12 protein-coding genes are annotated in these 12,910 nt (G+C 39.1%); 5 read left to right on the plus strand and 7 right to left on the minus strand.

Annotated features, from left to right (window positions below; all coding sequences use genetic code 11):
* Positions 1 to 6: 6 nt before the first annotated feature.
* The gene (locus LDX54_RS00465) at positions 7 to 1,752 is read right to left on the minus strand and encodes a 1-deoxy-D-xylulose-5-phosphate synthase (protein ID WP_265667202.1); all 1,746 of its coding nucleotides are present in this window, start codon (positions 1,750 to 1,752) and stop codon (positions 7 to 9) included.
* A gap of 677 nt (positions 1,753 to 2,429) precedes the next feature.
* On the opposite strand from LDX54_RS00465, the gene LDX54_RS00470 reads away from it, so the two are divergent.
* The gene (locus LDX54_RS00470) at positions 2,430 to 3,293 is read left to right on the plus strand and encodes an NAD(P)-dependent oxidoreductase (protein ID WP_265667201.1); all 864 of its coding nucleotides are present in this window, start codon (positions 2,430 to 2,432) and stop codon (positions 3,291 to 3,293) included.
* A gap of 76 nt (positions 3,294 to 3,369) precedes the next feature.
* Here the strand turns inward: LDX54_RS00470 and LDX54_RS00475 are convergent, their stop codons facing one another.
* The 5 genes from LDX54_RS00475 to nrdJ form a co-directional block, all read right to left on the minus strand.
* A complete protein-coding gene (locus tag LDX54_RS00475) occupies positions 3,370 to 3,912 on the minus strand; it encodes a cob(I)yrinic acid a,c-diamide adenosyltransferase (protein WP_122037100.1) in 543 nt (180 codons plus the stop codon).
* Positions 3,909 to 4,427, minus strand: coding sequence for an ECF transporter S component (locus tag LDX54_RS00480; RefSeq protein ID WP_046324079.1), 519 nt, complete (start codon positions 4,425 to 4,427; stop codon positions 3,909 to 3,911). The genes LDX54_RS00475 and LDX54_RS00480 overlap by 4 nt, the downstream gene beginning before the upstream one ends.
* A 6-nt stretch (positions 4,428 to 4,433) precedes the next feature.
* A complete protein-coding gene (locus LDX54_RS00485) occupies positions 4,434 to 4,826 on the minus strand; it encodes a DUF4430 domain-containing protein (protein WP_265667200.1) in 393 nt (130 codons plus the stop codon).
* A 79-nt stretch (positions 4,827 to 4,905) separates the two neighbouring features.
* Positions 4,906 to 5,289 (minus strand): DUF4430 domain-containing protein, encoded by a 384-nt coding sequence (locus tag LDX54_RS00490; RefSeq protein ID WP_122025465.1) that lies wholly within the window; start codon positions 5,287 to 5,289, stop codon positions 4,906 to 4,908.
* A gap of 23 nt (positions 5,290 to 5,312) precedes the next feature.
* Complete coding sequence (nrdJ, locus tag LDX54_RS00495; RefSeq protein WP_122025466.1) at positions 5,313 to 7,547, minus strand: ribonucleoside-triphosphate reductase, adenosylcobalamin-dependent; 2,235 nt, start codon at positions 7,545 to 7,547, stop codon at positions 5,313 to 5,315.
* A gap of 637 nt (positions 7,548 to 8,184) precedes the next feature.
* Between nrdJ and LDX54_RS00500 the strand changes: the two genes are divergently transcribed.
* The 3 genes from LDX54_RS00500 to LDX54_RS00510 all read left to right on the plus strand — a co-directional run bounded on the left by LDX54_RS00500 (position 8,185) and on the right by LDX54_RS00510 (position 10,605).
* On the plus strand, positions 8,185 to 8,895 hold the full coding sequence (locus tag LDX54_RS00500; RefSeq protein WP_122025468.1) for a YjjG family noncanonical pyrimidine nucleotidase: 711 nt from the start codon (positions 8,185 to 8,187) through the stop codon (positions 8,893 to 8,895).
* A 63-nt stretch (positions 8,896 to 8,958) separates the two neighbouring features.
* On the plus strand, positions 8,959 to 9,822 hold the full coding sequence (locus LDX54_RS00505; protein ID WP_046324085.1) for an aldo/keto reductase: 864 nt from the start codon (positions 8,959 to 8,961) through the stop codon (positions 9,820 to 9,822).
* 15 nt (positions 9,823 to 9,837) lie between these two features.
* Positions 9,838 to 10,605: a pyrroline-5-carboxylate reductase gene (locus LDX54_RS00510; RefSeq protein WP_122025469.1), complete on the plus strand. Its 768-nt coding sequence runs from the start codon at positions 9,838 to 9,840 to the stop codon at positions 10,603 to 10,605.
* A gap of 98 nt (positions 10,606 to 10,703) precedes the next feature.
* On the opposite strand, the gene LDX54_RS00515 is transcribed toward LDX54_RS00510, so the two are convergent.
* On the minus strand, positions 10,704 to 11,714 hold the full coding sequence (locus LDX54_RS00515) for a D-2-hydroxyacid dehydrogenase (protein ID WP_122025470.1): 1,011 nt from the start codon (positions 11,712 to 11,714) through the stop codon (positions 10,704 to 10,706).
* Between the two features lie 325 nt (positions 11,715 to 12,039).
* On the opposite strand from LDX54_RS00515, the gene LDX54_RS00520 reads away from it, so the two are divergent.
* The gene (locus LDX54_RS00520) at positions 12,040 to 12,867 is read left to right on the plus strand and encodes an exodeoxyribonuclease III (RefSeq protein WP_122025471.1); all 828 of its coding nucleotides are present in this window, start codon (positions 12,040 to 12,042) and stop codon (positions 12,865 to 12,867) included.
* Positions 12,868 to 12,910: the final 43 nt, after the last annotated feature.

Here is a 12,910-nt window from a genome sequence, read left to right on the forward strand (position 1 = left end):
TTGCAATTATAAAAGCTGCTGTACATCCGCCACAATTTGAGCAGTAGTTAAATGATTTTGCTGGTAAATTTCTTTAACTGGAGTTTGATCGGTATAAACGCGCTTTTGGCCGTAATTGAGCACCTTAACTTTTTCTTTGCCCAGATAAGAAGCCACTTTTTGCCCGAAGCCGCCATCTAACGAATTATCCTCAAGCGTAACAATTACTTGATGATTGGCTGCTAACTGGTCGAGGGTTCGTTTATCTAAAATATTGGCAGAGAGTGGATTAACTAGGGTAGCTCCTAACTTATGTGCCACGTCTTTACCTAATTGATAAAAGTCTCCTAATGCTATGACAGTCACATCTTTACCTGGTTTAACCCGATATTTAATTTCTGAGTAGTTGGTTACTACAGTTTGTTCGTCTGCATCTGGCACATTAGCCGGCATTTTAATAGCAACGGGGTGTTTTCTTTGTTTAATGGCCCACTTAATCATTGCCTTTTCTTCTTCTAGTGTAGTAGGAGCCAGATAAATCCAATTAGGTAAGTTAGAAATCATTACTTGGTCAAAGATTCCCAAGTGCGTTTTTGATTGGTTAGAAATTCGCCCGCCAGCTACTAGCATTACAACTGGCAGGTCATTGGCAGCCGTATCGTGAGACAGTTGGTCAAAAGCACGCTGTAGGAAAGTAGAATTTTCCATTAAAACTGGAATGCCACCTTCTTTAGCAAACCCCGTGGCAAAAGCAACAGACTCTTGTTCAGCAATGCCCACGTCCGTGTAATGATCGGGAAATTCTTTTTTGAACTCTTCCAGGTCAAAGACACCCGGAATGGCTGCATCAATCGCCATGACGCTTTTTCCTGCTTTAATCTCATCTTTAATCACGTCAAGCGCCACTGAATTAGGGGTAGGCTCCTGACTTTCTGGAGCAAGTGGTTGATCATTTTCTAAATTAAAGGGTGATACCCAGTGGTGAGCCTCTTCATCAGAAACTGCGGGCTCATAGCCCTTGCCCTTCAGTGTATTAATGTGTAATAAAATGGGATGATCAACATCTTTAACTGCTTTAAAAGCGGCAATCATATCAGTCAGGTTATTGCCGTCTGCGACATAGCGGTAATCAAAGCCCATAGCTGTAAACGGATTTTCGGCAGTCTGGCCGTTTGAATCACGTAATTTCTTTAGAGCAGTCACTAAGCCGCCAACATTTTCATCAATTGACCATTGATTATCATTAACTACAACTACCAAGTTATGTTTTTCAATTGCAGCATTGTTTAAGCCTTCAAAGGCCAGTCCGCCAGTCATCGAACCATCACCAATTAAAGCCATGATGTTTTCATGCTTGCCCATTAAATCGCGGGCCTTAGCCATACCTGTTGCTAGCGCAATAGAGGTTGAAGTATGGCCGATTGAATAGTAATCATAAGGACTTTCGTCCGGATTAGAATACGGAGTGACATCTTCATAGTGGTCGGGATCAAGCCAGGCCTGTGCCCGTCCAGTTAACATTTTATGGGGATATGTTTGGTGCGAAACGTCCCAAATAATTTTGTCTTCGGGTGCATTAAAGACATAATGGTAGGCAATTGTGGCCTCCACAATTCCTAAGTCGGGACCAAGATGCCCGCCTTCAGCCGCATCTTTTTCTAAGATTAATGTTCTGATTTCCTGGGCTAATTTTTCCATTTCAGGGATGCTTAATTTTTTAAGATCCTGGGGTCCGGCAATTTGGTTTAATAAGAAATCTTCATGTTTGTTCATATAAAGTGCCTCCTGCACTAATTTGTTTCATATTTATTAATTATAATTATAAAATACTTTATTGTGGTAACGAGCTGACATTTATAAATTGCTATGTTCAGCATGATAAATTTTATAATTATCAAAATTGTAGTACTTAAAGTTAAGGTTAAGTCAAATAGTAAACTAATTTTTTAGTTAAAAATGATATGGCACCGTTTAAACTATAATTACAGGTGTGTTTGCAATTGATTTAATCCTGATTTATGACTTGAAAAGCAATTTGCTAATAGGTAAAAAATAGTTGAAAAATTAAAGGGCGCTTCAAGGCTGCGCCAGCAAGAAGAATTATTAAGAGTAATTTACAATCTCTTAATGATCTGCATTGAACAACAGGCTTATAAGGAAGCGCGGCATTTTGTTAAAGCTGCTAAAGCATTAAAATGAGGCTTAAACTGTTTTTATCAAACTGTATTAGTATTGTTGGAAAATATAATCAAATATCATTTTGTGCATAAATCAGAGTGCATATCTAAGTGCAAGTGGGCCATCAAGAATTTTACTTTATTAGGGATGCCGGAATATGGTGGACAGGCAGAACTATTTATTAATCAAAATCTAAATACCTGCTTATTAAAGATAAGTTAGTGGTATGATTAAATTGTCCAGAAAACGTTTTAATAAGGGAGATGTTGATTATGAAAATAGGTTTTATTGGCACTGGCGTAATGGGTAACGCAATTTGCCTTAACTTATTAAAAGCTGGTCACGAGCTGTGGGTCTATAACAGGACAAAGAGTAAGACCGATAATCTGGTTGCAAAAGGTGCTACTTGGTGTGAAAATCCTAAAGCTGTAGTTGAACAAACTGATACCATTTTCACGATTGTTGGTTTTCCAACTGATGTTGAGCAAGTTTATTTCGGCGATAACGGTATTTTACAAGCTGAAGTTAAGGGTAAAAATCTGGTAGACATGACCACTTCCAAGCCGGCTTTAGCGCAAAAGATTTTCACTGCAGGTGAAAAGCAGGGTGCAAAAGTCCTTGATGCTCCCGTTTCAGGCGGTGACCTCGGAGCGAAAAACGGTATACTGACCATCATGATTGGTGGTGATGAGTCCGCATACCAAAGCTTGGAACCTATTTTTAAGGATTTCGGCAAGCAAGTTCACTATTTTGGACCAGCTGGTGCGGGACAGAATACTAAAATGGCTAACCAGATCATGATTGCAGGAACAATGACTGGCATGACAGAAATGCTGGTTTATGCCAAAAAGGCCGGCCTTGATCTTGAAGCCGTCCTTAAAACTGTTGGTGCTGGTAGTGCTGCTAACTGGAGTTTAAGTAACTACGGTCCGCGCGTCTTAAAGGGTGATTATACTCCAGGCTTTTTCAGTAAGCATTTTTTGAAAGACTTGCGCATTGCTTTAGAGACAGCAAAAGAAATGAAAATTGACTTGCCGGCGACTGCAGAAGCTAAGAAGTTATATGAGATACTTGTTGATGAAAAGCACTTAGGTGATTTGGGCACACAAGGTTTAATTAAACTCTGGTGGCAGTAAAATACTAATTTAAGATAAAGAAAAAGTGGAGTAATTCTTGGTTGGAACTACTTCACTTTTTTAAATGCTAATAAACTTATTTGATTTTACTTTTGACTTCAGGCACGCCATCCAGTACGTTGGCATAGCGCGCTAGAATGAAAAGGTAATCTGATAAACGGTTGATATACTTTAAACAAGCAGGAGCTAACTTTTGCTCTTCGGCGTTTAATTTAACCATGGAACGTTCAGCCCGTCTGGCAACTGTCCGAGCATAATGTAAATGAGTTGCCGTAATCGAACCGCCAGGCAAAATGAAATGGGTTGTTTGGGGTATTTTCTTATTAAGTTCGTCGATTTCCTTTTCTAGCTTGGTTACTGTTTCAGGTGTAATCTCTTCGTGCCTTTTGACAACAATATCGCTTTCTAGTTCATATAAGTCCCGCTGTAAGTTTTGGATAGGATCATGCAATTCTTGGCATTTGGCAGACAAATTGGCAATTACGACACCGAGGTATGAATCAAGTTCATCAATATCACCGACAGCAACAATTTGCAGGTCATATTTAGGAACCATTTTACCGGTAACCTGTTTGGTAAAGCCTTGATCGCCTACCTTAGTATAAATTTTAATCGTCATAAAAGCCTCCGTTTGTAATGATCAAGCGCAATATTCAGTGGCTTGTAGAGAATCGGGTAGAATACCAAATTACCAATGGCATGGTAGGTATCAAAGACTAAACTACCAGCCCAGTAGGCCAAGAATGCGTTAAAGCCGCCGAAAATAGACATACCAAAGTCGACAAAACAGCCATATTCCCAACCGAGAAAAACGGCGAGAATCAGTTGCAAAGTAAAATGCTTTTTCAATGGCGTGAATTTATCCAGCAAAGCAACGGTTAAGACGCAGCCGCCAAAGGCTAAAACTTGCGCCACAGTCCAAATGCCAAAGCCTAAGTAAATGTTGGAGACCACCATGGTTAAAAGAGCTAAGGCAAAGCCAAAGCCGAAGCCGATATTCAACGTTACAATCATTAAAATATCGGTTACCGGCTGGACATTAGGCACAGGAATTATTTTAAAAATTCTCAGCGCTACGCACATGGCTGTTAAAATCGCTAGTAATGCTAATTTCTTAGTTGAATTACGTGCCATAACAAATTAGAAATTAACTTTTGCTAAAGTAAACTTAACCTTATCTTTATTTGCCAATTTTTGGATTGCGGCACCTTTTTGAGCGAACTTACCATTTATTTTGTAAGTCCAATAGATTTTTTTACTTGGATTTTGGCTCTTACCAGCTATTGAAGTAATAAGTCCATGGTCACTCTTTATTTTCCAGCATTTCCTTAAACCACGCATTACAGTTGAATGCTTTGGCAATTTAATAGTCTTCTTCTTGTAGGTCTTATTATGTACTTTTAGAGTGTAAGTAACTTTGATCTTACTGCTGGCTTCAACCTGTTGGACATTTTGAGTTGTTTCATAGCCTGCAAAGGTAAAGGTAAAAATGGTGGCTATTCCGGTCAAAACTGATAATTTGCTTCTTTTCATATATAAACTCCCAATCTATTAATATTTTTGTGCAAGCACTAAAATAGTTCGTACTTAGTCACTTGCACGGCCAATAGTTTTACTTCATTTTGGCTAAAGTAAACTTAACTTTGTCTTTATTTGCGACTTTTTGCTGGTTAGCACCCTTGGTAGCGTATTTGCCATTGATAGTGTAAGTCCAGTAAATTTTCTTTTTAGCATTTTGTTTTTTACCGTCAATTGCCGTGATAAAGCCTTTATTACTGTCAACTTTCCACGCCTTTTTCAAACCGGTCATTACAGTAGATTTTTGCGGCACTTTAACTGTCTTTTTTTCAGTATCATTTTTAGCAGCTAAAACATAGCTAACAGAAATATTATTTGTCTTGGGTTTTGGCTTTGTCTGGTTATTCTCACAGCCGGATAGGCTAAAGGCAAAAATAGCAGCTACGCTGGCAATTACTGGTAATTTACTTTTTTTCATGACTAAGATTTCGCCTACTTAATTTATTTAACAGGACATGCACCAGATTCACAGTCGGTTTGATCGACTAACTCCAAATCTTTTTGATCATCATTTTGCTCGGCAAATACTTGAGCAACATCACCGGTGATCTCAGCTTTTCTTTCTTCATATTTTTCTTTGTCAATGGGTTCTTTTGGCGCTTGTTTCAGTGAGCCACCATAATATGGCAATAAAGAAGTTGACTTAATCACATGCCGATATTGTTTAAACAGTGGTGTAATCTTGTCCCCTTCATCGCTTTGGAAGGTAACCGTACAACTGACTGCGTTATCTGACCAGTAAGTTTGCAAAAAGGCTTGTGTTGCAAACTGTTCTTCAATTGAAACCGTGCCAGCTGAGGCAAAGTTCTTGCTGTCAGCGTGAGCAGCACGCAATGGGAATTCGACACAAGTTGTGTTTGGTGAGTAAATATCTGGTTCTGAGTAGTAACCACAGGCATCGAGCGCTTTAAGCAGTGGGTCAGAAGCTTGGAACCGAATCCGTTGAATGAGGTAGCCGGCGTAGTGGAAGTGCATTCCTTCAGAAGCTCCCGCTAATTTGGCCACAGTACCTGAAGGTTTAACAGTAGTATGTTTAATTGACTCGTTGCAGCTTAAAGTCTTGCTGTATTCTTTATCAGCATCAACGACAGCTTGGTAAGCGGAAGTGACCATTTTAATTCCTTGAGGATCGTAAATTGGCTTCTTAATCTTTTCACCGGTTTCTTCATCAACGCTGTCTTCAAAGCCGGTAACAACGCGGTGACCTAAATCATTTAAGAGCCAGTCCTGAATACCTGACATTGAAACACCAATTCTCCGGTTCTTGGAAATGATGTTGCGGGATATTTCCCAGTCGTAGTCACTAAAGGTTACTCGTTTAGCAAAGCGAGTTGCCATTCTGAAAACATCTTTTAAATCCCAGTTTTCTTGCTCGGCAATATACGGGAATACTTCAAACAGGTTGCATGGTTCACCATTACCCAAGGAAATTTCTCCACAAGGGTTCGTACCTTCAACATCACCGTCAATATCTTTTTGATAACCGTCAATGATCCGGCCATAATTACGAGATAAATCCAGGTTAACTATTCCCGGTTCACCATTTTCTCTAATACCGTTTGCGATTGGTTCATATTCATCAAAGTTAGAATCAATGGCTACACTGTTGTTTGAGGCCCAACGGTGGTGGTAAAGTTTGTCTTTATCTTGTTTCATAGTGATAAAGTCTTGGTCGGTGCTTGTACCTAAAGCTAGTTCCGCTGACCTTCTTACATTACCAGCAACGACTGTTTTACCAATCAGGTTGCAGATATCCGTACAATCAACAGAAGTTAAGTTGCCACTAGCCCGGTTGTTAATAATGTTGTTAATATCGAAAAACATTTCCACTAATGGCATAGGACCAGAAGCGGTACCGCCAAAGCCGTGAATTTTAGCTCCGTAAGGACGAATTCTGCTGATGTCAAGTACCAGCTTGGTCTTATTCTCGGGATTAGTTTGATTGAAGTGCATGTCGATTAAACGGGCATTAGCTAAAACCCAACCTTCGCGAGTATCAGGCAAATTGTAATAAACGTAATCTGATTTGTCCTTGCTTTGCTTGGCCCATTCATCTTTATCCGTTGCACCAAGTTTAACTGAATCAGCGTATGAAGCACTCTTTTTATCAATTACAACCGTTAAATCAATTTTATTATCAACTGTAGGAATCTTTTTAATATTGTCTTGGACAACAGAAAAGCCAACGCCGCCACCTTTCATTGATTCGTCAAAAAGAAATGAAAAAGGCATTGAAACTGCTTCTTGCGTTTGACCTAAATAGTCGGGAACTATATGGCTATCACCGTATTTTTGTGGCCGAATAGCAATAAACCAGCAATTATTTAACGAGTCACCATTGCGCTTTTGGTAGTCGGTGCCGGAAACCCACAGATTACGTCCAGAAGGCGTTGCTCCTAAACCGTACACTAGTTTAAATAAATCCTTGGCTTCGTTTGTTAGTTCAGCGACTACTTCTTTTGAAGGAGTGCCTTTGAGACGAGGATCAAGGTTAATGTTGCCCTCAATTACACGTTTAACCGTTTCGTCCCAATTTTCGGAACGATTTTTTTCCGGAAGCCATCTGGCATAGGTTCGTTTATAAGTAACCCAGCCAAGTTCTCCCCAATGGGGGGTGACATTTTGTTTCACTTGATCAATGTAGCCCTGATCCAACGTTATGCTCGTATTTTTCATATTCAAAGTCACTCCTTAAAATTAATTATTGTTCCACAGATACATTATCTATGGTGTCCACTAGAACTATACCACAATATCTTGTATTTGATAGAGAAAAATTTAGTCTCAAACACAAGTAAAAGTCACAACGTGATGTGCGAGTAAGTTATCGAGGTTAATAAAAAATCATATAGCATTCGCAAATATAAAAAAGCATAATAAGTTAAAAGTGATACTTATTATGCTTGAATATATGTTTAATTTTGGAGATAAACTAGCGTCTAACTAGGGCAAATATGAGAAAAATGACTCCCAGAAAAACAGCTACCGGAAGCAGTAATTGAACAAAGAAAAAGAAGGTCAGAGCACAAGTCAGAAGGAAAAATAGAATTTTAAAGATGCCAATACCCATTTTGACAAAAAGCCAAATGAGAAAAAAAATCAATAATAGTGTAAACATGCTCAATCACCCCTTTTGCTAAAATTAAAGGATATTATAGCTTATTTTGTGAAATAGCAGTAGCAATGCAACCCAAAATTTAAAAATAGTTAATTATGTTCTTTAGCTGTGAAATATTGTTATAATGAATCTCCACACTAATTTTTAGTGAATACGTGTTATATTCTGAGGAATAGTTGGAGAGGAAGAACATGCTTGCGTTATAAACAAATAATTTTTGATGTTGATGATACCTTAATTGACTTTGCTGCTACAGAAAGTTTTGCTCTGCAGAGTCTTTTTAAAGCGCACCAATGGCCGTTAACTGATGAGCTGCAGCGGGACTATCATGCATATAATCAAGGTCTGTGGCGTGAGCTTGAGCAGGGCAAGATCGACTATGAGCAGCTGAGTAAAATAGCTTTTGCCAATTTTATTAAATCTAAATTCGGGATTGAAATTGACGGCTTAGCAGTAATGAACGAATACCGCTCTTATTTTGGCGAAGCACATAAACTGCTCCCGGGTGTAGTTGATACTTTACGCTATGCCAAAAAACAAAATTATGCATTGACTATTTTAAGTAATGGCGAAGCATATATGCAAAGACATCGGCTACAATTAGCCGGAATCGCTAATTATTTTTCGTTGATTGTGACATCAGAAGAAGCAGGATTTGCTAAACCTGATGCCCGTATCTTTGATTACTTTTTTGCTCATACTAAAATCGGCCCGGAACAAACAGTTTTCTTTGGTGACGGTTTGCAGTCAGACATACTAGGTGCAGAAAAATATGGCTTTGACAGTATTTGGTATAACCACCGGAAACGGAAAAATACGATGAACTTGCATCCGTTATACGAAGTAACTACCTATCCTGAATTTGTGGCTTTACTTAAAAGCGACTTCCAAAAACAACCGCAATAATTGCTATCTTTTACTGTAGAAGTATAGTTCAATCCGGTATAATGATGGGAGAGGTGAAAAATTATGACTAGCAAAATTCATTCTTTAAATGATACTTATGAACTAAATAATGGCGTCAAAATACCGGTTATCGGACTGGGAACCTGGCAAACTCCTGACGGTGAAGTTGCTCAAAAAACCGTTGAGAATGCACTGGATCTGGGCTACCGGTTAATTGATACTGCTGCCGCATATGGTAACGAAGAAAGTATTGGCCGGGGAATCAAAGTAAGTGGAGTGAACAGACATGATTTGTTTGTAACCACTAAGTTGTGGAACGATCATCACGGCTATCAAAAAACTAAAGCTGCCATTGACGAAAGCTTGACTAAGTTAGACTTGGATTATCTTGATTTGTATTTAATCCATTGGCCTAATCCGGCTCCTGTACGTGATCACTGGGCTGAGTTAAATGCGGAGAGCTGGCAGGCAATGGAAGAAGCAGTGCAAGCAGGAAAAATTCGTGCAATTGGAGTCTCTAACTTTAGACGCAAGCATTTGGCTGAATTACTGAAAACTGCCAAAATTCGTCCGGCCGTCAATCAAATTTACTTGAATCCTAGTGATATGGAGGAAGACGTAACAGCTTATAACAAAGAACTGGGTATTCTGAGTGAGGCTTACTCACCACTAGGCAGAGGAGATTTATTTGCCAACGAAACAGTAGTTTCTGTAGCCCAACACTATGATAAAAGTCCAGCACAAGTCCTGTTACGCTGGTCGTTGCAACATGGCTTTGTTCCATTACCAAAATCGGTCCACCGCGAGCGTCTTGAATCCAACTTACAAGTCTTTGACTTTACTATATCTGAAGAAGATATGGCTAAACTTGATGGTTTGCATGGAGCAGGTAAGTTAGCAAATGATCCAGATCAAACAGACTTTTAAAAAGGTGAATAAGTGATGAAAATTGGCTTTATTGGGGCTGGTAAGATTGGCGCCGCAATTATTAAGGGCTTGTTAAATGCTAAAAATCCCAGTGAAGACATCTATGTTTTTGACGGTGGACAACATCATACAGCGCAAAAACTTGCAGCTAAGCTGCACTTAACCTTGATTAATAATTATGATGACTTTAAGGACTGTCAAGCAGTGCTAGTTGCAGTGGGCGGTTCAATTACTGCAACCATCATCAAAAATTTAGGTCAAAAATATCATGGCATAATTTTGTCAACTGGTGGCGGTGACCTGACGCAGATTAATGCAGATCTTCCGCAAGGCACTACCTTTGCCAAAGTTGTACCCAATACACCGGTTCAAGTTGGTGCTGGCATTACTGTTATTAGTTTTCTGCCAGATGAAAAGCCGGAAATAATCGCTGCTGTGAAAAAGATTTTTACACAAATGGGAACAGTATATGTCGTACCCGAAAACTTACTGGGTATCTATGGTACAGTAGCCGGATGCACACCTGCTTACGTTGATTTGCTGGTTGCAGCTCTTAGTGATGCCGCTGTGCAAAACGGTGTTAAGCGAGCAGAATCATATCAGATAATTAACCAAATGCTTTTAGGTACCAGTAAATTGGCATTAGCTAGTAAAAAGCTGCCTGAAGAGTTAAAAGATGAAGTCACTACCCCAGGTGGTTCAACCATCAGAGGCGTCACCAAACTGGAAGAACTGGGCTTTAGAAACGCATTAATTCAAGCTGTTAATGCTTCTGCTAATTAAATTTAGCCTAAAAAAGACATCAGATAATTTTATCTGGTGTCTTTTTGTATTATTTGAAATGTTAAAAGTGTATTTAAGAAGGGAAATAAGTGTAGAAATTAAAACTCTTTATTTAAATCAACTGGAGTATCAGCTTTTTCACCCTTAATTAACTTCAAGTTGTTGTCAAAGGCCTTAACGACCATGTTGCGTACAGCGTGAGTAGTGTAGAAGGCTGTGTGTGGCGTAACCAAAACATTTGGCCGTGCAATTAAGTCAGCCAGACGCTTGTCAGGAAATTCTTTGCCACTAAAGTCACTGTTGAAAATACCAACTTCGTTTTCGTAAGTATCCATTACGAAGCCAAAAATCTTGCCTGAATCAAGACCGCGCACAACTGCATCTGTATCAACTAATGGTCCACGAGAAACGTTGACGATCACAACGCCGTCCTTCATCTTCTTGATTGAATCATCGTTAATCATGTGAACATTTTCTGGAGTATCAGGGACGTGAAGTGAAATAACGTCAGCCTTAGCGTAAAGCTCATCTAAGTCGTCAACGTAGTAGCCCTTCTTTTCCAATTCTGGGTTCTTGAAAATATCGTAGGCAATAACTTTAGCGCCAAAGCCTTCCATAATTCTCATGAATACTTGACCAATATGACCAGTACCAACAACACCAACTGTTTGGTCACGTACTTCGCGACCAATTGTAGGTGCCCAGCGAAGATCATGCTTAGCGATTTTTTCGTCCATTGCCTTATCTTGACGTAGAACTCTGGCAGCCTGAATGGCAGCATGTTCAGCAATGGCATCTGGTGAATAAACAGGAACATTAGTGATCTTGAAGCCTAATTCTTTAGCTTTCTTTAGGTCAATGTTGTCAATACCAACGTTACGGATTGACCAGTTATGAATACCTAATTTATCCAAAGCTTCAATTGTATCAGCTTTATAATCAAGTTGCTGGTAAGTTACGACACCGTCAGCACCCTTAGCTAATTCAGCTGTTTCAGGGGTAAGAAGTTGATCAGTATAATCAACCTCAATATCCTTGTGCGCTTCCTTCCATTCATGTACATATGGTTCCTCGTCTTTACGAATGGCATAAGCATAAATTTTAGTCATAAAATCTAACCTCCAAAGATTATTATTGTTATCTCTTGTGCTATTATACACTTGCTCAAAATGATTTAAAAATATAAAATTGTGAAAAATTAATTTTTGCAAAAACCGCGCCGCAGTAGTAATCGCTTACAATATTGTGCATCAAGGGATTAAGCAATATTAAAAAAATTTCGAATTTTTTTGCTGAGGTCGTGAAAAAAATAACAGCATTTTTGAGCAAATCAGATAAAGTTTTATGTCAAAATAGTACTGGTAAAATTACTGAAATTTTGAGTCCCCGTGAAAAAACTATATAATGAAAGAAATGAATAATAAGGAGAAGAATATGATCTTAATTTCGTGGAATATCGACTCACTAAATGCTGCTTTAACCGGAACTTCCTCGCGTGCAGTGGAGACACGTAAGGTTTTAGAAAAAATACATGACCAAAATGCAGATATTGTTGCCATTCAAGAAACAAAATTACGCTCCACGGGTCCTACTAAAAAGCATTGGGAAATATTAACTAAGGAATTCCCTGAATATGATATAGTCTGGCGTTCCTCAGAAGAACCAGCTCGTAAAGGTTATGCCGGAACTATGTTTTTATATAAAAAAGAACTTAAGCCTAAAGTAACTTATCCTATTATTGGAGCGCCGGAGCCAATGGATCACGAAGGCAGAATTATTACTTTAGAGTTTCCTGAGTATTTTGTCACGCAAGTATATACCCCCAATTCTGGCAATGGCCTTAAGCGCCTAGATGACCGGCAAGTGTGGGATGAAAAATACATCGCATATTTGCAGCAATTAGATCAGGAAAAGCCGGTCTTGGCTAGTGGTGATTATAATTGTGCGCACCATGAAATCGACCTGAAGCATCCTGATACTAATCATCATTCTGCTGGCTTTACTGATGAAGAACGGGCAGATTTTACCAAAATGCTTAAAGCCGGTTTTACAGATACTTTTAGAAAACTTCACGGCAACGTTGAAGGGGTCTATTCTTGGTGGGCTCAAAGGGTAAGAACTGCTAAAGCCAACAATTCAGGCTGGAGAATTGATTACTGGCTGACAAGCAATAGAGTTGCTGATAAGGTAAAGCGCTCTGAAATGATGGATACAGGAGCGCGCGCCGATCATTGCCCAATTTTACTGGAAATAGACTGGTAGATAGCTAGCAAAAGAGATCCAAAGGATTGAAGTGTTCCCTAAA

It is taken from the genome of Lactobacillus sp. IBH004 (assembly GCF_026185255.2).
Lineage (GTDB): Bacteria > Bacillota > Bacilli > Lactobacillales > Lactobacillaceae > Lactobacillus > Lactobacillus melliventris.

Coding starts and splice junctions, on each gene's coding strand:
- LDX54_RS00465 (WP_265667202.1), bottom strand. CDS start 1,752: ATGAACAAACATGAAGATTTCTTATTAAACCAAATTGCCGGACCCCAG.
- LDX54_RS00470 (WP_265667201.1), top strand. CDS start 2,430: ATGAAAATAGGTTTTATTGGCACTGGCGTAATGGGTAACGCAATTTGC.
- LDX54_RS00475 (WP_122037100.1), bottom strand. CDS start 3,912: ATGACGATTAAAATTTATACTAAGGTAGGCGATCAAGGCTTTACCAAA.
- LDX54_RS00480 (WP_046324079.1), bottom strand. CDS start 4,427: ATGGCACGTAATTCAACTAAGAAATTAGCATTACTAGCGATTTTAACA.
- LDX54_RS00485 (WP_265667200.1), bottom strand. CDS start 4,826: ATGAAAAGAAGCAAATTATCAGTTTTGACCGGAATAGCCACCATTTTT.
- LDX54_RS00490 (WP_122025465.1), bottom strand. CDS start 5,289: ATGAAAAAAAGTAAATTACCAGTAATTGCCAGCGTAGCTGCTATTTTT.
- nrdJ (WP_122025466.1), bottom strand. CDS start 7,547: ATGAAAAATACGAGCATAACGTTGGATCAGGGCTACATTGATCAAGTG.
- LDX54_RS00505 (WP_046324085.1), top strand. CDS start 8,959: ATGACTAGCAAAATTCATTCTTTAAATGATACTTATGAACTAAATAAT.
- LDX54_RS00510 (WP_122025469.1), top strand. CDS start 9,838: ATGAAAATTGGCTTTATTGGGGCTGGTAAGATTGGCGCCGCAATTATT.
- LDX54_RS00515 (WP_122025470.1), bottom strand. CDS start 11,714: ATGACTAAAATTTATGCTTATGCCATTCGTAAAGACGAGGAACCATAT.
- LDX54_RS00520 (WP_122025471.1), top strand. CDS start 12,040: ATGATCTTAATTTCGTGGAATATCGACTCACTAAATGCTGCTTTAACC.